The organism is Nocardia sp. NPDC003999, from assembly GCF_053604885.1.
On record NZ_JBSGIB010000003.1, the window covers coordinates 573,681 to 591,008 of the forward strand.

Genomic DNA, 17,328 nt, shown 5'->3' on the forward strand with positions numbered 1-17,328 from the left:
GCAGACCCTCCTTCCAGGCGTGAGGGTGTCACATAGTCAATATAATATATCGTCCACCGGCGGCATGACGGTTCGTTCGAAGGACAACGCGCCTTCGTCAGGCGGATTGTGACCCAGATCTCTCGATCCTACGGTCGTCCTCACGGCGCTCGCCGAACAAAACCATTGCCGTAGGAGGACCCGTCATGCCCGACGCACCGACACCCCTCGAGGTGACCCGCGAACCCCGCGACGGCACCTGCCCACGATGCGGCGCCGCCGAACTGCGCGCGTATCCCGTGGTCGCCGAGCGGGGCTGGGTGCGGGTGGTCAAGTGCCAGCACTGCCTGCATTCCGTGACGCGGGAGCCCTGGCACCGCCTCGGTCCCATCCAGCTGCTCGCCGACCTCGTCTGAGCATCGAATCACTACAGGAGACACCATGATCGCAGTCGATGTGGGCGGCACGTTCACCGACGTCGTCGCCTGGCGCGACGGGCGGATCCACACCGCCAAGATCTCCACCGATTACGCCGAGGTCGCGGGGCCCGTATTGCGTGGTGCCGAGATCCTCGGCGTAGTGGACGCGGCGGTGTTCAACCACGCCAGCACGCACGGTCTCAACGCCGTGATCACCCGCCAGCTGCCCAAGATCGGCTTCCTGACCACCGAGGGGCACCGCGACATCCTCGACATGGGCCGCGTCTGGCGTCCGGCCGAGGCCATCCTCGACCCGCACTGGCGGCGCAGCTTCGGTGACGCGTCCAGGCCGTTGGTGCAGCGTTACCTGCGGCGCGGCATCCGCGAACGGATCACCGCCGACGGCGCGGTGCTCTTCGGGCTCGACGAGGATCAGGCCAGGACCGAGCTCGAGGTGCTGCGCCGGTGCGAGGTCGCCGGTGTCGCGATCTGCTTGCTCAACGCCTATGTCGAACCCGCGCACGAGCTGCGGCTGCGCGAGCTGGTCGGCGAGGTGCTCGGCGACGTGCCGTGCTCGATCTCGAGCGAGGTGTCCCCGCTGGCGAAGGAATACGCGCGTGCCTCCACCACCGTGATCGACACGCTGATGAAGATCATCTACACCGACTACACGGCGAGCCTCGAGAAAGGGTTGAGCGAACTGGGTTTCGCCGGTCAGCTCAACTTCGCCGATTGCGCTGCGACCCTGGTGCCGTCGGCGCAGGCGATGGAGCAGCCGTTCCGGATCGTGTTCTCCGGTCCCGCCGCCGGAACCGTCGCCTGCGCCCACTTCGGCGCGCTGATCGACGAGAACGACCTGCTGTGTGCCGACGTGGGCGGCACGTCCTGTGACATCAGCGTGGTCAGCGCCGGGGAACCTTTCGTCGACACCACCTTCGAACTCGAGCACGACCTCGTGGTCAACGCCCTCGCCAACGACATCTCCAGCATCGGCGCGGGCGGCGGCAGCATCGTATCCCTCGGTGCCGCCGGAGAAATCCAGGTCGGGCCCGACAGCGCCAAGGCGCAGCCAGGCCCGGCGTGTTACGGCCGCGGTGGCACCCAACCGACGACGACCGACACCTGCCTGCTGATCGGGATCCTGGGCACCGGCGACTTCGCCGGTGGGGAACTGCGGCTCGACGCCGACGCGGCACGGCGGGCGTTCGAGTCCCTCGACACCGAGCTCGATCTGGCCCATCGGGTCCGCTACGCCTACGAGATGGCGGTGAACAACATGGCCGAAGGCGTGTTCAACGTCGCCATCAAGAACGGTGTCGATCCCCGCGACTACAGCCTGGTCGCCTTCGGCGCCGCGGGCCCGATGCTGCTGCCGGCGGTTCTCGATACGGTGCAGTGCAAGCAGGTGATCGTGCCACCGAACCCGGGCCTGTTCTCCGCCGTCGGCCTGCTGTCAACCGACCAGGTGTTCACCGTCGACCGCAGTGCGTATCTAATGCTCACCGGCGAGGCCGCTCCCGCGATCGATGCGTTGTTCGCCGACATGGAGGAAAGGTTGCGGGCGCGGACCGGCGGCGGATCGGTGCGGATGCTGCGCAGCATGGACGCGCACCTGGCCGGACAGAGCTGGGAGACCCCGTTCGTGCCGGTGCCGAGCGGCACGATCGACGAAGCGGCGGTGGCCACCATGGTGTCTGCTTTCCACGACACCTACGAAGCACGCTCGGGCAACCGGTTCGAGACCATGCCTGTCGAGGGTGTGACGTTCCGGGTCCGCGCCGTGCTCGACACCCCCAAGGTCGAATACGCCGAACTCGCCGTCCGTTCCGAGGCGGACGGGCCGCTCACTCCGATCCGCACGGTCACTCTGCGCTATCTAGGTGACCTGGACGCGGATGGCGTCGGCGCCCAGCAGGCCCACGTCTACGACCGCGTGAGCTTGCGAGCCGGTGATGTGCTCGACGGCCCGGCGGTGGTCGAGGAAGAACTGTCCACCACCCATGTCGGCGCGGGGCAGCAGGCCACCGTCGGCCGGTACGGCGAAATCGTGATCCAGAGGAAGTGACATGTCCAGTCCCCCCATCCCCGCCGCCCCTCGGCTCCGAGACCTCTCCGAGGCGCAGTTCCACGATCGATACGGGTGCGACCGGTTCAGCGCGACCGTGATCGCCAACCGGCTGCGCTACGCGGTCGAGCACATGTCCACCGGTTTCATGCGCGAGGCGTTCTCGCCCATCATCCGCGACTGGTACGACTTCGCCTGCACTATCAGCGGTCCCGCCGGCAAAGGCTATCCGATGGCCGTGGTCAGCAACAGCCTGGTCGTCTTCCTCGGCACCATGGGCGACGCCGTCCGAAACGCCGTGGAGGAGTACGGGTCCGAGAACCTGCGTCCCGGTGACGTGCTGATCTGCAACGACCCCTATCGCGGTGGCAGGCATGTCAACGATGTGGCGTTCACCCGTCCGGTGTTCGTCGACGGTGAGATCGTTTCCTTCGTCACCATGTGCGCGCATCAGCTCGACATGGGCGGCACGGTGCCCGGTGGTTTCTCGGCAACCAAGAGCAACGTCTTCGAGAACGGGCTGGTGATCCCGCCCATGTTGCTGTGGTCGCAGGACGAACCGGTGCGCTCCACGTTCAGCCTGATCTTCGACAACACCCGGTGGGGCGGCATGTTGCTGCCCGACTTCAAGAGCATCTTCCAGCAGTTGAAGCTGGGGGAGCGGCTGGTGCTCGAGAACATCGATCGGTACGGCGTCGCGGCGTACCTCGGCACGCTCGACTATGCCTGTGACACCTCCGCCGAACGGATGCGCGATGCGATCGCGCTGATACCCGACGGCGACTACGAGGGTTCGGCGCTGATCGACGCCGACGGTCTCGACGACACGATCGACTACACCGTGCGGGTGCTCGTGCGCAAACGCGGCGAGAACTTGGAGATCGACCTGTCCGGCACCTCGCCCCAGGCGCGGACCTGCATCAACTGTGGTGTGCTCGACGCCAAAACCGCTGTGGGAGTGGCTCTCACGATGCTGCTGGATCCGAAGGTGCCGTTCACCTCGGGCACCTGGCGCAACGTCGACATCGCGGTGCCGCCGGGCACTATCGTCTCCTCTCTGCCGCCGGACGGCGGGATCATGATGTTCTGGGAGGCTTCCGGCGCCGTCGCGTCGGCGATCTTCGACGCGCTCAATCCCGTACTGGGCCGGTATGGAGTGGGTGGCGACTACGGCTCGACCAATACGCACAACGCGTCGGGACTGCGGGCCGACGGCACCGCGTGGACCTCGGCCACCCAATGCGGCGGCGAGCACGGCCCCTGGGGCGCCACCCACGTCGGCGACGGCGACAGCTACACGGTTCTGTTCACGCTCAACAACCTCGATCCCGCGACCGAGACGATCGAACGCGATTCGCCCGTGGTGCTGTTGCGCAAGGAACACGCCATCGACACCGGCGGTGCGGGAACGTTCCGCGGCGGCGCGGCCAATCTCAAGGACGCGCTGTGGCTCACCGCCGGAGCGCACTACCTGTCGCCGTTCCGCACCAAACAGCCGTCCGGTGTGGGCGCGAACGGCGGACAGGCCGGGCCAACCGGGGCGATGTGGCTGTTCCCGCCGCGTGACGACAGCGCGACCCCGGGAATTCTGGGCACCGGCACGCAGGTCTACGCCGACAGCGTTCCCGTCGCCGGCGTGCTCGATCCCGAGACCAAGGCGCTGGACCCGATCGACGGCCGGTACCACTACTTCGCCGCCGAACAGGTGTGGGCCACCGAGCCGAACACCATCCTGCGTTGCCTCACCAATGGCGGTGGGGGCTGGGGCGATCCGTTGCGTCGCGATCCCGAGCGGGTGCTCGCCGACGTTCGCAACGAGTACGTGAGCATCGCGGGCGCAGCGCGCGACTACGGCGTGGTCGTTCATGGCGACCCGCGTCTGGATCCCGAGGGACTGCGCATCGATCGCGAGGCGACGGCGCGTCTGCGCGACGCCCGTCGGTCCGATCGCCCGCAAGAGACAGGAGACAACTGATGAAGGGGATCGTGTTCCCGGGAGACGGGACGACGGTGCTGAAGGACTTCCCCGAGCCCGAACCGGGATCCGGCGAGGTCGTGGTGAAGGTCCGCGCCTCGGGGATGTGTGGCTCGGATCTGCACTTCTACCACGGCGCTTTCGATTTCGACCACTCGGTGATCCAGGGTCACGAACCGTGTGGCGAGGTGTACGCGCTCGGCGACGGCGTCGACCCGGCCCGGTTCGCCGTCGGCGACCGCGTGATGATCCACCACTACTTCGGCTGCGGCACCTGCCGCCGCTGTCGCGCGGGCTGGCCGCAGATGTGTGAGACCGCGCCGGGTAAGACCATGGCGGTTCATGTCGACGGCGGCCACGCGCCGTTCGCCCTGGTGCCGGCAGCGGCGCTGCTGCCGATGCCGGAGGGACTGTCGTTCGAGGCAGGCGCAGCCATCGGGTGCGGCACCGGGACGGCGTGGGGCGCGATCAAGCGGCTCGGCGGTGTCTCGGATACGACCACGGTGGTGATCGGACAGGGCCCCGTGGGGCTTTCGGCGACGATGTTCGCGGCATCGATGGGCGCCCGGGTGATCGCGGTCGATGTCGATGACCGCAGGCTGGCCGAGAGTCGCCGGTTCGGAGCCGATCTGGTGGTGAACTCTCGCGAGCGGGACGTCGCGGCGGTAGTTGCCGAGTACACCGGTGGGATGGCCGATGTCGTCATGGAGACCTCGGGGCGCGCCGGTGACGACGCGCTCGCTGTCCTCGGCACCTTCGGCCGGGCCGTGTTCATCGGCCTGCCCGGTCACGTCCAGTTCACGACCCAGGCGGTCTACAAGAAGCAATGGACGCTGATGACGTCCTGGACCATGTCTTCGATCGAGCAGGCACGATGCGCAGATTACGTTGTCGCGCACAACCTCCCGGTCGATGACCTGTACTCGCACACCTGGACCATCGAGCAGGCCGACGAGGCGTACCGATGGTTCGACAAGCAGGACGCGGGCAAGGGCGTCTTTCTGTTCGGCTGACCGACGCCCCTTTGCTGATCCGGAGAGAACCATGACCACTACTGCAACCCATCCCGTGCCCGAGTTCGTCGGCAACGCCCAGCGCAACCTGATCGGTGGGCGCTGGGTGCCCGCCGCGTCCGGCGAGACCATCGACGTCGTGAATCCGGCCACCGGCGGCACCCTCGGCGTCATCGCCGCGAGCGGCACCGCCGACGTGGACGCCGCCGTCGCGGCCGCCCGCGCGGCCTTCGAAGGCCCATGGAGCCGCTGGACTCCGCACCAGCGTCGCTCGCTGATCCTGCGCGTCCACGATCTGGTCCTCGACAATTTCGAGGAACTCGCCACCATCGAGACCCTCGACATGGGCGCCCCGCTGGCCCGGACCCGAGGACTGCGGGAGTGGACCTCGCAGGTGCTGCAATTCTTCGCCTCGCAGGTCGCCGCGGGCACGGCCAGCACGCCGCCGAACTCGCTGCCCGGCGACTTCGTGACCCTGCGCTATCGCGAGCCCGTCGGCGTGGTCGGCGGGATCATCCCCTGGAACGGCCCGCTCATCGGCCTGTGGTGGATCTTCGGCCCGGCGCTCGCGACCGGTTGCACTGCCGTCCTCAAACCAGCCGAAGACGCATCGCTGTCGGTGCTGCGAGTGGCCGAGTTGCTCACCGAAGCCGGGGTGCCCGACGGCGTCGTCAACGTGGTCACCGGGTTCGGCAGAGATGCCGGCGCCGCGCTCGCCGAGCACCCCGGCGTCGACCGGATCGCGTTCACCGGCTCGGTCGGTACCGCGCGGACGATCGTGCGCGCCTCGGCCGGAAACATCAAACGGCTCCAGCTCGAACTCGGCGGCAAATCACCCGACATCGTCTTCGCCGACGCCGACTTGGACAAGGCAGTCCCCGGCGCGGCGATGGGCGTGTACACCAACAGCGGTCAGGTCTGTGTGGCCGGCACGCGGATCTTCGTCCAGCGCTCGATCCACGACGAATTCGTCTCGCGCATGGCGGAATTCACCAAGACGATTCGTGTGGGCGACGGTCTCGACCCGAACAGCCAGCTCGGCCCGCTGATCTCGCGACGTCAACTCGAACGGGTGCTGAACTACATCGACATCGGGAACAAGGAGGCCGAACTGGTCAGTGGCGGCAGGAGGCTGGACGGCGACCGGGCTTCAGGATTCTTCGTCGAACCCACGGTGTTCGCCTCCGCCACCAACGAGATGACCATCGCACAGGAGGAGATCTTCGGCCCCGTGGCGACGGTGATCCCGTTCGACGACGCGGACGAGGCACTGCGCCTGGCCAACGCGACCCCCTACGGCTTGGCGGGTGGTGTCTGGACCAGAGATCTCGGTACCGCGCACAGGGTGTCGCGGGGTCTCACCGCGGGCACCGTCTGGGTCAACTGCTACGGCGTACTCGACCCGTCGGTGGGCTTCGGCGGAACGAAGATGAGCGGCTACGGTTGGAAGGGCGGCCGCGAGCACGTGGAGAGCTACCTCTACCCGAAGGCGGTCTATATGAATCTGGGCTGAGGCGCAGAGCGGCTATCTTGTCTTCACCATGACCGGGCCGTCGGAGATGATGGTTCCGGTGTCGACCGTGGGCAGTGCGGAGGGGACCAGGCTGCCGTCGTCACGGACGTCATAGATGTGCACCTTGGTGGTGATTCCGGTGGTGAGGACATCGGCGGCATAGAGATGCTTCTGATCGTCGCTGAGCACGACCCAGCCGGGGCCCGAACCGAGCGGAGTGCTGTACGGGGAGCCGGGTAGGGGCGACAACGCACCGTCGGCACCGATGGCGAAACCGTTGACCTTGCCCGCGGCGACCGACGGGATGTAGACGCGGCGCCCGTCGGCGCTGACCTCGGCATTGTGCGGCATCGCCGGGACCGCGTAGGGCGAGCCAGGAGTGGGTGTGAGCCGGCCGTCTGCGCCGATCGCGTATCCCGAGACCGCGCCGCCCTGTTCGTGGCTGATGTAGACGAATCGTCCGTCCGGTGTGTACCCGGGATTGACCGGCAGCAGGCCGACCTGTGTCGAATCGCCGAGTGCGGCCAGGGACCCGTCGGCGTGAATGGCGAAACCGGCGACGTTGCCGTCGATCGCGCTCGCGAATCGCAGGAATCGCCCGTCGGGGTCGATGGTCACCATGGGCAGCATGCCCGCGCCCGCGCCGGGCACGGGGATCGAGCCGGCCGGTGTCAACGCACCGGCGGCCGATACCGCGAACGCGTCGATGCGACCGGGGAACCCACCGACCCCGACGAACAACCACTTGCCGTCCGGGGTGATCGCCGAGGTGATGGGCAGTCCGCCGTCGATCACCGCCTCGCCGCCCGCCACCGGCCGTAGCGCGCCCTGGTCGTCGACGTGATAGCCGGTGACCTTCTGGGAGGCCGCCTGCGTGGCATAGACGGTCCGGCCCTCGGGCGCGAGCGCCACCGAGAACAGGCCGAGATCCACATCGAACGGAGTGCCGGCGACCTTGGTCAGCGAACCGTCGGCGTTCATCCGCAGTACCGCGATACTGCCACTCGCGGTGCCGCCGACCAGCATGAACTGCGGCGACAGGGCGGCGGCGGCCTGCGGTGCGGGGGAGAGTGTCCAGCTCGCCGAGCTGAGCAGGACCGTGGCGACCGCGACGGCCGCCTTGTGGAATCCACGGCGGCTGAAACCGGATCGGCGGGAGGGAGATGTCGTCATCGACGTACCTTTCGCAAACAGAGCATCGGCGCTCCTTGTTCTTCCGCCCCTGGCCGCTCCGTATTCGGCAGCCGCTGCGATGCGGGGCGAAGTGAGCTAGACGGTAGGCAATCTCCGGTTCCGGAACTGTCCAGATATTCGGACACGATCACGGGATGTCCGGTCTGAAAGGGCAATGGTGCCAATCGATTCGACACGCAGCTTGTCGGCGCCACCGCGCCGCTTCTTCGACTGATCCGGAAAGTGTCCGAGTCACGGGCAGTCGTGCCGTGGACCGCGCCCCATGATCCCTTCATGGCCTCTGATTCCAAGACGACAGGTGGGGCGTTGGGCACCGACCACACCCGAGGTGGCGAGGAGGTCCTGCGCCGATTCGCGATCGGCTCCGACGGAGCGCTCGACCTCGACGAGTCGACGATCATCTACCTCGCCGCTGATTTACGCGCGCGGGCCACGTGGATTCGGAAAGATCAGGCTGACAGAAAGGCCGCCGCGAGATCGGCGGATACGGCGGAACCGAGCGTGAAGGTGTCCTCAGGAATCGGTGGGAAGACCGAGGGCGTCGGTGGTCTCCGCAGCGGACGTTGCGAGCAGGTGTTCGACGAGAAGCTCGGTGGAGGGACCGAGTTCGCGGCCTCGCGGCGTGGCCAGGTGGATCCGGCGCTCGGCCCACGGCTCATCGAGATCGAGGACGGCCACCCGGCCGGACCACTCGTGCCCGACCAGGCATTCGGGCTGCACGGTGACGCCGAGGCCGGCGTGCACCAGACTGATCGCCGTGCCGCCGCTGCGCAGGACGTGCGTGGGCTTGTACTCCTCGCCGGCCCGCTGGGCGGAGGCACGCAGCGCGGCGACGAGCGCCTGCGGCGCGATGAGGTTCTCCGGCAGCAGGTCCAGGATGGTGACCGCGCCCCGCTCGGCGAGGTGGTGGCCGCGCGGGGTGACCACGACCAGCCGGTCACGGCGGTACGGGGTGACATCGACACCGTCGAGGTCGAGGCCGTAGGCGGAGGCGAAGACGCCGAGATCGGCTTCGCCGCGGGCGATCTCCTTCACGATGTCGGAGTTCTCCACCTCGTGCACGATCAGGTCCACCAGCGGGAACTCCCGGCTGAACTCGCCGAGCTCGTGGGCGAGGAACGGCACGATCACCGAGCGGGCCGACACGACCCGTAGCTCGCCCCGCACGCCCTCGGTGAGCGAGGCGAACTCCGATCGCATGTCGTCGAGGCTGTCGAAGATCCTGCGGGCGTGGCGGGCCAGGATCGTGCCGGCGGCGCTGGGTACCACGCCCTTCGGGGTCCGGACGAGCAGTTCGACCCCGGCGATGTTCTCCAGCACTTGGATTCGTTTGGTGGCGGTGGACGCGGCGATGTTCTCGCGGATCGCGGCCAGCCCGATCTGCCGCTCTTCGATGGCCGAGAGGAACAGGCGCAGCGTGAACAGGTCGATCTGGCGGATCAGGTGCAGGCGGTTGAAAGTGGTCATCTCACCTTCGTGATCATGCAGCGGTCAGTGACCCTATCATACCGTAGTATATATTGTATATAACTAGGCGCGTGTCTTCGCTGGTCAGGATCAGACGCGTTCGATCAATGCCACCTTTACGTGGTCGGGACGCTTCAGCGTTCCGTCGGGAACCAGGTCGACGATCGTTTTGACGTTGAGCGCCGAGCGCACCCGCTGTTCGATCGTGGTGCGCAGCTCGTCGCGTTGCTGCTCGCTCAGTTGCCGTCCGTACTCGACCACGAGCGGCAGCGGCTTCTGTGTGGAGTGACCCTCGAAGTCCGGCCGGATCCGCATCTCGCCCGTCGTCGCGGGCGCGAGCTCCAGGACGAGTTCCTTGACCGCCGAGGGGAACAGGTTGATCCCGCGCACGATGAGCATGTCGTCGGTGCGGCCCACGCAGCGCACCTTGTAACCGGTTCGGCCGCAGGCGCAGTCGGTGCCGGTGACCACCACGTGGTCGCGGGTGCGGAAACGCAGCAGGGGGGAGGCCTGCCTGCGCAGCGCGGTGTAGACGAGTTCGCCCTGCGCGCCGGCGACCGGATCGACCTGCTCGCCGGTCTCCGGGTCGATCAGCTCGGCGATCATCAGGTCGGGAGAGAGGAAGTGCATGCCTTCACCCGCCTCGCACTCGCCCCAATAGGTGCAGGCGATATCGGTGCCGCCCAGCATCTCCCGTGACGTAGCGCCCCACAGTGCTTCGAGCTTCCCGCGGACGGCGGGCAGGCCGCCGCCGGGCTCGCCGCCGACGCTGATCGAGCGCACACCCAGCTCGTCGGCGGCGCGGCCGACGATGCGCGGTGCCTGCTCGGCCAGGTGGGTCAAGAAGTACGGCGTGCCGATGAGCCCCTCGGGCCGCTGATCGGCCTGCACCCGCAGCAGCCGCTCTGCGCCGGCCTCGGCGCCGATGGGGATGTCGACCACACCCATGTACTGCAGGATCTGGATGATCGGCAGTCCGCCCACGAAACCCTTGCTCATGCCGAAGCCGTGCAGCACGCGATCGCCGGGCCGGAAACCATTGGCATAGAGGGCGCGTGCGCCCAGCTCGCACCAGGTGCGGATGTCGGGCTCGGTCAGTCCGACATATGACGGCGAGCCGGTCGTTCCCGAGGACGCCTGCACCTGGACGATATCGGCCCCGTCGGCCGCGACGTGTGCGCCCAGCGGCGGATGGGCGGCGAGACTGTCGCGCAGCTCCTGCTTCTCGGTGAACGGCAGCCCCGCAAGGTCGGCGGTCGTGGCGACCCGGCTCACGTCGACCCCCTGCTCGGCGAACTTGGCCTGGTAGAACACGCTGTTCCCGGCCAGGTAGGCGAGCTGCTCGCGCAGTCGTTCGTCCTGCACGCGACGGGCGTCCTCGGCGGGCAGGGACTCGACCGCGCTCCAGTGCCGCGTTGAGAACGGAATATTCCTCATCATCACTCCTGAATGGCCGATTCGTCGTCGCCGGGATAATTTGACGGTCCGGCGGAATTCTGTTCCGACCATAGATCGGTGATTCCGGCGGTTCAATTCGCAATCGGTGAAACGGCACTTCACGATTCATCACTTGCTATCGGCCGCACCGTAGTGCAGCCTCGGAATATCGCCGGTAATCCCGTCTCGGGAATCCGGAATCGTGCGAGGTCACCGCAGTGTTCCTTGCGCACCGCGCCCGACATCGACATGCGGTGGTCGGGCCGACCGCCCCAGGCTCGGTACCTGCCATCCGCCGAATCGCGCGAAAAACAATCGCATCGCACAACGGAGTAAGAGAATGAATTCCAATTTTCTGGACGAGTCGCAGGCGGCCTGGCTCGACGTCGTGAACAAATTCATGGACGAGGAGATCACCGTCGAATACGTCCGGCACTGCGATGTGAACCGGGAGTACCCCTACGAGGCGTACGAGAAGATCGCCGCGCAGGGCTGGCTGGGCATCCTCATCGACGAAGCGGACGGCGGCTCGGGTGGCGACATCTTCGACTACTCGCTGATGGCCGAGGGCCTGGGCAAGTTCGGCTTCGACTTCGCCTGCTCCGTGCTGGTGCCCACCTTCACCGCGATGAACATCCTGAAGTACGGCACCGCCGAGCAGAAGGCGCGCTACGTCAAGCCGTTCATCGACGGTTCCCTCCGCTTCTCGGTGTCGATCTCCGAGCCCGACGCCGGTTCGGACGCGTCCAACACCAAGACCCGTGCCCGCCGCGACGAGAACGGCGACTGGGTCGTCTCCGGCCAGAAACTGTGGTGCTCGGGCGCCGCCGCCAAGGACACCGTCATCGCCATGCTCGTGCGCACCGACACCGAGGACAAGCACGGTGGCCTGTCGGTCCTGCTGATCCCCAACGACACTCCGGGCGTGGACATCCGCAAGCTGCCGACCCTGTCGCGGCACGCCACCGGCACCACCGAGATCTTCCTCGACGAGGTGCGGCTCCCCGCCGACGCGCTGCTCGGCGAGGTCGGCCAGGGCTGGAAGATCATCACCGACCACCTCGAGCTGGAGCGCTGCGCGGTGGCCGCCGCCTACGTCGGCAACGCCCAGCAAGCGGTGCACGCGGCCAACAAGTACGCCCACGAGCGCATCCAGTTCGGCAAGCCGATCTACGAGTTCCAGGTGCTCAAGCACATGCTGGCCGAGAACCAGACGCGCGTGGACGCCGCCCGCCTGCTCTGCTACCGCGCCGCGAAGATGAAGGCCGCCGGCCTGCCCGCTCCGCGGGAGACCTCCATGGCCAAGCTGTACGGCTCGGAGACCCTCAAGCAGTGTGCCCTCGACGGCATGCAGATCCTCGGTGGCTACGCCAACCTGCCCGAGGCCGACATGGAGCGCTACCTGCGCGAGAGCGTGCAGTCCACCATCGGCGGCGGCACCTCGCAGATCCAGCGCACCATCATCGCCAAGTCGATGCGCCTGCCGTCCGGCGCGTAAGCCGCAGTCCCGCAGAACTTCCAGGAGGAACACCGATGGCCACCATCAACAATCGCATCGATATGCCGCTCGACGAGATCGAGGTCGGCACCGTGTTCCGCTCCGGCGGGCGCACCATCACCGAAGCCGATGTGGTGAACTACTGCGCGCTGACCGGCAACTGGATCGAGATCCACTCCAACATCCACTACGCCGCGCGGACCCGCTTCGGCGAGCGCTTGGTGCAGGGCTCGCTGACCTACTCGCTGATGACCGGTCTGATCCAGTTCGGCCCGTCCATCCAGGCCAACTACGGCATCGACAACCTGCGCTATCTGAAGCCGGTGCTCATCAACGACACCATCTACGTCACCGCCGAGGTGACCGGCAAGAAGGACAAGGACGACAAGTTCGGCGTCGTCACCTTCCTGATGAAGGCGCTCAACCAGCACGGTGACGTGGTCCAGCGCAGCGAGTGGAGCCTGCTCATGCTGCGTAAGCGCTCCGATCTCGACGCCCTCGTCGGCGCATCGCTGCCGACCGAAAACGCGCGGGGCTGAGTCCATGACCGCCCGACCTGTCGCCGCGATCGTGGGCATGGGCGATGCCTATGCCACCCGCGCCGACCGCAAGGACCCGCTGCAACTGGCGGCCGAGGCCACCGTCGCCGCGCTGGCCGACGCGGGCATCACCAGGCACCAGGTGGATGCCCTGTTCACCGGTCGCTCGCCGTGGGCCGACAAGCGGTCGCAGTGGAGCAACATCTTCGCCTCCCACATGCAGATGCCCTTGACATTCACCAGTGAGCTGACCCTGCACGGCGCCGGCCTCACCGCCACGCTCGCGCAGGCCTCGCAGATGATCGCCGCGGGCAAAGCCGAGTACGTGCTCTGCCTGCAGAGCGACGCGACGGAGTTGTTCGTCGACGCCGTGGCCATGGGCGCCGAGGCCGACGCGGATCCGCAGTACGAAGTGATCTACGGACCCACGATCCCGTCCCTCTACGCCCAGGCCGCGCGCCGGTACTTCCATGAATTCGGCATCACCGAAACCGATCTCGCCGAAGTCGCCGTCGCCAACCAGCGCTGGGGCGCGCACCACCCGCACGCGGCCAAGGCCCGCCACGGCGAGATCGATGTCGCCACGGTGCTCGCCTCCCCGTATGTGGCCACCCCGCTGCGCCGGTGGATGTGTTCCACCTGGGGCGGCGGCACCGGTGGCGCCCTCGTCGTCACCGCGCCCGACAACGTGCGCCCGCACCAGAGTCCGGTCTACTTGCACGGCTACGGCTCGGCCACCACACACGAGTACCTGACCGACCGGATGAACATGCGCCAGTGCAAGTTCCCCGGCTTCGGCACCCTGCCCAACCTGACCCACACCGCGACCATCGAGGCCGCACGCCAGGCCTACGCCATGGCCGACCTCGGCCCGTCCGACATCGACATGGTGCAACTGTCGGTCAACTTCGCCCACATGGGCCCGATCCTCCTGGAGGACCTGGGCTTCGCGAAGAAGGGCCACGGCATCGACGTCTACCGCGAAGGCCGCACCGGCATCGACGGTGACCTGCCCACCGACACCAACGGTGGCTGGCTGTCCTTCGGCCAGCCCGGCATCTCCTGCAACATGGACACCCTCGTCGAGGCCGTGCGCCAGCTGCGGGGCACGGCACACGGACTGGCGCCTGCCGTGCGGCCGGAAACCGCGCTGGTCCAGGGCGCGGGCGGCATGCTCGCGGCGGGCAGCGTCCTCGTACTGGCCGCGACGGCCTGAGCGGATCGGAGACATCATGAGCGAGACCACCGCACCCAACGAGTGGCCGCAGCCGTACGAGCTGCTCGACGCCGCACCCTACTGGGCGGCACTCGACGATCAGCGCCTGACCTTCCAGCGTTGCGCCGACTGCACCGAGCCCGTGTGGCCTGCGCACTCGTACTGCCCGTACTGCAGCTCGGACCGGCTGGCCTGGGAGCAGTCCAGCGGCAACGGCACCCTCTACTCGTTCAGTACGGTCATGCGCGGCCCCACGCCCGTGTGGGCCTCGATCACTCCCTACACCGTGGGATTCGTCGAGATGGCCGAGGGCTACATGCTCTTCGGCCAGATCGAGGGCGATCCGGAATCCCTCACCATCGACGCACCCGTCACCGTCCGGTTCGTCGAACGCGGCGCGCAGACGGTTCCCGTCTTCACCACCGCGACCACCAGGTAGAGGTGCACGATGACAGAAGACTATCGGTCAGGAGCGGGCGATGCAGAATGAACTCCCCCTGGCGGGGATCGTGGTGGTGGAGCTGGGCGACAGCGCCTCGGCGCCGTTCGCCGGCAAGATCCTGGCAGAACTCGGCGCCGAGGTCTGGAAGGTCGAACGGCCGACCGGTGACTCCGCGCGCGGCTGGGGACCGAGCATGTGGAAGGGCAGCGGCGCCGCCTTCCATGCGCTCAACCGGGGCAAACGGTGCGTCAGCATCGACATCAAGGACCGCGACCAGCTCGCCGAACTGCACCGGCTCATCGCCGAGCGCGCCGATGTCTTCCTGCACAATCTGCGTCCCGGCTCGGCCGCGAAGTACGGGCTCGACGCCGAGAGCCTGCGGGTGACCAAACCCGAGCTCGTGCACTGCGCGGTCGGCGCGTTCGGGCACACCGGGCCGATGAACACCCTGCCCGGTTACGACCCGCTCATGCAGGCCTTCTCCGGGATCATGAGCATCACCGGCGAACCCGACCGACCGCCGGTGCGCGCCGGTGTCTCGATCATCGACTTCGGCACCGGCATGTGGGCCGCCATCGGAATCCTCGCCGCGCTGTACCGGCGGCAGTCCAAGCTGGACGGCGCAGCGGTGGACGCGTCGCTGCTCGAGACCGCCATCGCCTGGATGTCGATCGGCGTGGCCGGCTACAACACCGACGGCGCGCCCGGCGAACGGCGCGGATCGGGCGTGGCGTTCATCGTCCCGCACCGGGCATTCTCTGCCGCCGACGGCGATCTCATCGTGAGCTGCGGCAACGACGGGTTGTTCGCGCGCTTGAGTGCGGCACTGGACCGGCCGGAATGGGCCACCGACGAACGCTTCGCGACCAACCAGGCGCGGCTGGTGAACCGTGCCGAGATCGATCGCCTGATCGGAGAGCGGCTGGCAGGCGACACGCGCGAGTTCTGGCAGAACCGCTTGCGGGACTTCGGGGTTCCGTTCGCGCCGGTGCAGATCACCGCCGAGATGATCGCCCACGAGCAGACCAGCGCACTGGGTATCATCGGCGCACCCAGTGCCGACGAGATCGGGGTCGTCGGGCTGCCGCTGTCCTTCGACGGCAAGCGGCCGCCGCCGTTGGCCGCCGCCGAGGACATCGGCGCGAGTAACGGATCGCTGGCCCGATGAGCGGCCCGCTGTCGGGGGTGCGGGTGCTGGAGCTGGGCGGGGTCGGGCCGACCCCCTTCGCCGCCATGCTGCTGGCCGACCTCGGCGCCGACGTCCTGCGCCTGGACCGGCCACCCGGCTACGACGGCGGCGCCCCGGTCGACGCTCGCTTCGATCTGCTCAACCGGGGCAGGCGCAGCGCGGTGTTCGACCTGAAGAAGCCCTCGGCGGTCGCCGCGGTCCTGGCCCTGGCGCGCAGCGCCGACATCCTCATCGAGGGGTTCCGGCCAGGTGTCGCGGAGAAGCTGGGCGTGGGACCCGACGACTGTCTGGCGGTCAACCCGGCACTGGTCTACGGCCGGATGACCGGCTGGGGCCAGCACGGCCCACTGGCGTCGGCCCCCGGCCACGACATCAACTACATCTCACTCACCGGCGTCCTGCACTCGGTCGGCCGGGCCGGAGAACCGCCGGTCATCCCGCTGAATCTAGCGGGCGATTTCGGCGGTGGTTCGCTGTATCTGGCGTTCGGCGTCGTCTCGGCCCTACTGGAGAGCCGCACCTCGGGCCGCGGCCAGGTTGTCGACGCGGCGATGGTCGACGGTTCGGCCTCGCTCATGACCCTGTTCTACGGGCTGCTCGCCGCCGGCTACTGGCACGACGAACGCGGCGTGAACCGCCTGGACTCGGGCGCGCCCTGGTACAACGTCTACGAGACCGCCGATGGCGGTTGGATCAGTGTGGGCGCCAACGAATCCCGGTTTTGGCGCAATCTGCTGGATGTGCTCGGCCTCGACGAGTCCGAACTTCCGGATCAGCACGACCGGAGCGGCTGGCCGCGGATGCGCGAGCGGCTGGCCGAGGTCTTCCGCACCAGGACCCGCGACGAATGGTGCGCCGTGGCCGACGGCCGGGAGGCCTGCCTGTCCCCGGTCCTGTCGCTGACCGAGGCGCCCACGCACCCGCACTTGCGGGACCGCGGCACTTTCGTCGAGGTGTCCGGTGTCGTCCAGCCGGCTCCCGCCCCCCGGTTCAGCCGCACACCCGGCGCGATCCAGCGCCCACCCGCGCAGCCGGGCGAGCAGACCGACGAGGTGCTCGGCGACTGGGGATTCAGTGCCGATGCCATGGCCGAGCTGCGCGCCGACGGCGTGATCGCCTGAATACGAGCGAGGTCGTCGACGCGCCCCGATCCACCTGCATATTGCGGGAAATCGGGGGCCCGGCAGGACGAACGTAACCCGGGTCCACGCCGGAAGCCGATCAGCGATCGGGAAAGACGCGCTTCGGTGCGAATGAAGTGGTGGCGGCCGTCCCCGAGGTTAGTGTCCAAGATGTTGGACACTGCTGTGCCCCACGTCTCTCTACTGTCGAATCCAGGTACGCGCCTCACGTGGATCCGTCGATGTCCGGAACCGCCTGCC

General features: G+C 67.8%; 14 protein-coding genes. 11 read left to right on the forward strand and 3 right to left on the reverse strand.

Annotated elements, in window-relative coordinates; all coding sequences use genetic code 11:
- The first annotated feature begins 185 nt into the window (after window positions 1-185).
- Genes ACWESM_RS10205 through ACWESM_RS10225 form a run of 5 tightly spaced genes read left to right on the forward strand, consistent with a single transcriptional unit; the run spans window position 186 to window position 6,964 of the window.
- Window positions 186-395, forward strand: a complete 210-nt coding sequence (locus ACWESM_RS10205) for a hypothetical protein (protein ID WP_452491394.1) — start codon at window positions 186-188, stop codon at window positions 393-395.
- Between the two features lie 25 nt (window positions 396-420).
- On the forward strand, window positions 421-2,463 hold the full coding sequence (locus ACWESM_RS10210) for a hydantoinase/oxoprolinase family protein (protein ID WP_452491396.1): 2,043 nt from the start codon (window positions 421-423) through the stop codon (window positions 2,461-2,463).
- Between the two features lies 1 nt (window position 2,464).
- A complete protein-coding gene (locus ACWESM_RS10215) occupies window positions 2,465-4,438 on the forward strand; it encodes a hydantoinase B/oxoprolinase family protein (RefSeq protein ID WP_452491398.1) in 1,974 nt (657 codons plus the stop codon).
- Window positions 4,438-5,451, forward strand: coding sequence for an alcohol dehydrogenase catalytic domain-containing protein (locus ACWESM_RS10220; protein ID WP_452491399.1), 1,014 nt, complete (start codon window positions 4,438-4,440; stop codon window positions 5,449-5,451). Before ACWESM_RS10215 ends, ACWESM_RS10220 begins: the two co-directional genes overlap by 1 nt.
- A 31-nt stretch (window positions 5,452-5,482) precedes the next feature.
- Complete coding sequence (locus ACWESM_RS10225) at window positions 5,483-6,964, forward strand: aldehyde dehydrogenase family protein (RefSeq protein WP_452491401.1); 1,482 nt, start codon at window positions 5,483-5,485, stop codon at window positions 6,962-6,964.
- Between the two features lie 12 nt (window positions 6,965-6,976).
- On the opposite strand, the gene ACWESM_RS10230 is transcribed toward ACWESM_RS10225, so the two are convergent.
- The 3 genes from ACWESM_RS10230 to ACWESM_RS10240 form a co-directional block, all read right to left on the reverse strand.
- Window positions 6,977-8,137 (reverse strand): lactonase family protein, encoded by a 1,161-nt coding sequence (locus tag ACWESM_RS10230; RefSeq protein WP_452491403.1) that lies wholly within the window; start codon window positions 8,135-8,137, stop codon window positions 6,977-6,979.
- A gap of 534 nt (window positions 8,138-8,671) precedes the next feature.
- Window positions 8,672-9,625 carry a LysR family transcriptional regulator gene (locus ACWESM_RS10235; protein WP_452491405.1) on the reverse strand — a complete coding sequence of 318 codons (954 nt, stop codon included), beginning with the start codon at window positions 9,623-9,625 and terminating at the stop codon, window positions 8,672-8,674.
- A gap of 90 nt (window positions 9,626-9,715) precedes the next feature.
- On the reverse strand, window positions 9,716-11,065 hold the full coding sequence (locus tag ACWESM_RS10240; RefSeq protein ID WP_452491407.1) for a phenylacetate--CoA ligase family protein: 1,350 nt from the start codon (window positions 11,063-11,065) through the stop codon (window positions 9,716-9,718).
- Between the two features lie 337 nt (window positions 11,066-11,402).
- Here ACWESM_RS10240 and ACWESM_RS10245 point away from each other — a divergent pair, with 337 nt between their 5' ends.
- The 6 genes from ACWESM_RS10245 to ACWESM_RS10270 are packed head-to-tail and all read left to right on the forward strand — an operon-like array spanning window position 11,403 to window position 17,067.
- Window positions 11,403-12,560: an acyl-CoA dehydrogenase family protein gene (locus ACWESM_RS10245; protein ID WP_452491409.1), complete on the forward strand. Its 1,158-nt coding sequence runs from the start codon at window positions 11,403-11,405 to the stop codon at window positions 12,558-12,560.
- A gap of 35 nt (window positions 12,561-12,595) precedes the next feature.
- The gene (locus ACWESM_RS10250; RefSeq protein ID WP_067809730.1) at window positions 12,596-13,099 is read left to right on the forward strand and encodes a MaoC family dehydratase; all 504 of its coding nucleotides are present in this window, start codon (window positions 12,596-12,598) and stop codon (window positions 13,097-13,099) included.
- Window positions 13,100-13,103: 4 nt separating this feature from the next.
- Complete coding sequence (locus tag ACWESM_RS10255) at window positions 13,104-14,315, forward strand: thiolase family protein (RefSeq protein WP_452491411.1); 1,212 nt, start codon at window positions 13,104-13,106, stop codon at window positions 14,313-14,315.
- 16 nt (window positions 14,316-14,331) lie between these two features.
- Window positions 14,332-14,754 (forward strand): Zn-ribbon domain-containing OB-fold protein, encoded by a 423-nt coding sequence (locus tag ACWESM_RS10260; RefSeq protein WP_397281066.1) that lies wholly within the window; start codon window positions 14,332-14,334, stop codon window positions 14,752-14,754.
- A gap of 40 nt (window positions 14,755-14,794) precedes the next feature.
- Window positions 14,795-15,925 (forward strand): CaiB/BaiF CoA transferase family protein, encoded by a 1,131-nt coding sequence (locus ACWESM_RS10265; protein WP_452491413.1) that lies wholly within the window; start codon window positions 14,795-14,797, stop codon window positions 15,923-15,925.
- Entirely contained in the window at window positions 15,922-17,067 is a 1,146-nt protein-coding gene (locus ACWESM_RS10270; protein WP_452491415.1) for a CaiB/BaiF CoA transferase family protein, read from the forward strand. Before ACWESM_RS10265 ends, ACWESM_RS10270 begins: the two co-directional genes overlap by 4 nt.
- Window positions 17,068-17,328: the final 261 nt, after the last annotated feature.

Coding starts and splice junctions, on each gene's coding strand:
- ACWESM_RS10270 (WP_452491415.1), top strand. CDS start 15,922: ATGAGCGGCCCGCTGTCGGGGGTGCGGGTGCTGGAGCTGGGCGGGGTC.
- ACWESM_RS10255 (WP_452491411.1), top strand. CDS start 13,104: ATGACCGCCCGACCTGTCGCCGCGATCGTGGGCATGGGCGATGCCTAT.
- ACWESM_RS10230 (WP_452491403.1), bottom strand. CDS start 8,137: ATGACGACATCTCCCTCCCGCCGATCCGGTTTCAGCCGCCGTGGATTC.
- ACWESM_RS10245 (WP_452491409.1), top strand. CDS start 11,403: ATGAATTCCAATTTTCTGGACGAGTCGCAGGCGGCCTGGCTCGACGTC.
- ACWESM_RS10260 (WP_397281066.1), top strand. CDS start 14,332: ATGAGCGAGACCACCGCACCCAACGAGTGGCCGCAGCCGTACGAGCTG.
- ACWESM_RS10250 (WP_067809730.1), top strand. CDS start 12,596: ATGGCCACCATCAACAATCGCATCGATATGCCGCTCGACGAGATCGAG.
- ACWESM_RS10215 (WP_452491398.1), top strand. CDS start 2,465: ATGTCCAGTCCCCCCATCCCCGCCGCCCCTCGGCTCCGAGACCTCTCC.
- ACWESM_RS10265 (WP_452491413.1), top strand. CDS start 14,795: ATGCAGAATGAACTCCCCCTGGCGGGGATCGTGGTGGTGGAGCTGGGC.
- ACWESM_RS10235 (WP_452491405.1), bottom strand. CDS start 9,625: ATGACCACTTTCAACCGCCTGCACCTGATCCGCCAGATCGACCTGTTC.
- ACWESM_RS10220 (WP_452491399.1), top strand. CDS start 4,438: ATGAAGGGGATCGTGTTCCCGGGAGACGGGACGACGGTGCTGAAGGAC.
- ACWESM_RS10225 (WP_452491401.1), top strand. CDS start 5,483: ATGACCACTACTGCAACCCATCCCGTGCCCGAGTTCGTCGGCAACGCC.
- ACWESM_RS10210 (WP_452491396.1), top strand. CDS start 421: ATGATCGCAGTCGATGTGGGCGGCACGTTCACCGACGTCGTCGCCTGG.
- ACWESM_RS10205 (WP_452491394.1), top strand. CDS start 186: ATGCCCGACGCACCGACACCCCTCGAGGTGACCCGCGAACCCCGCGAC.
- ACWESM_RS10240 (WP_452491407.1), bottom strand. CDS start 11,065: ATGATGAGGAATATTCCGTTCTCAACGCGGCACTGGAGCGCGGTCGAG.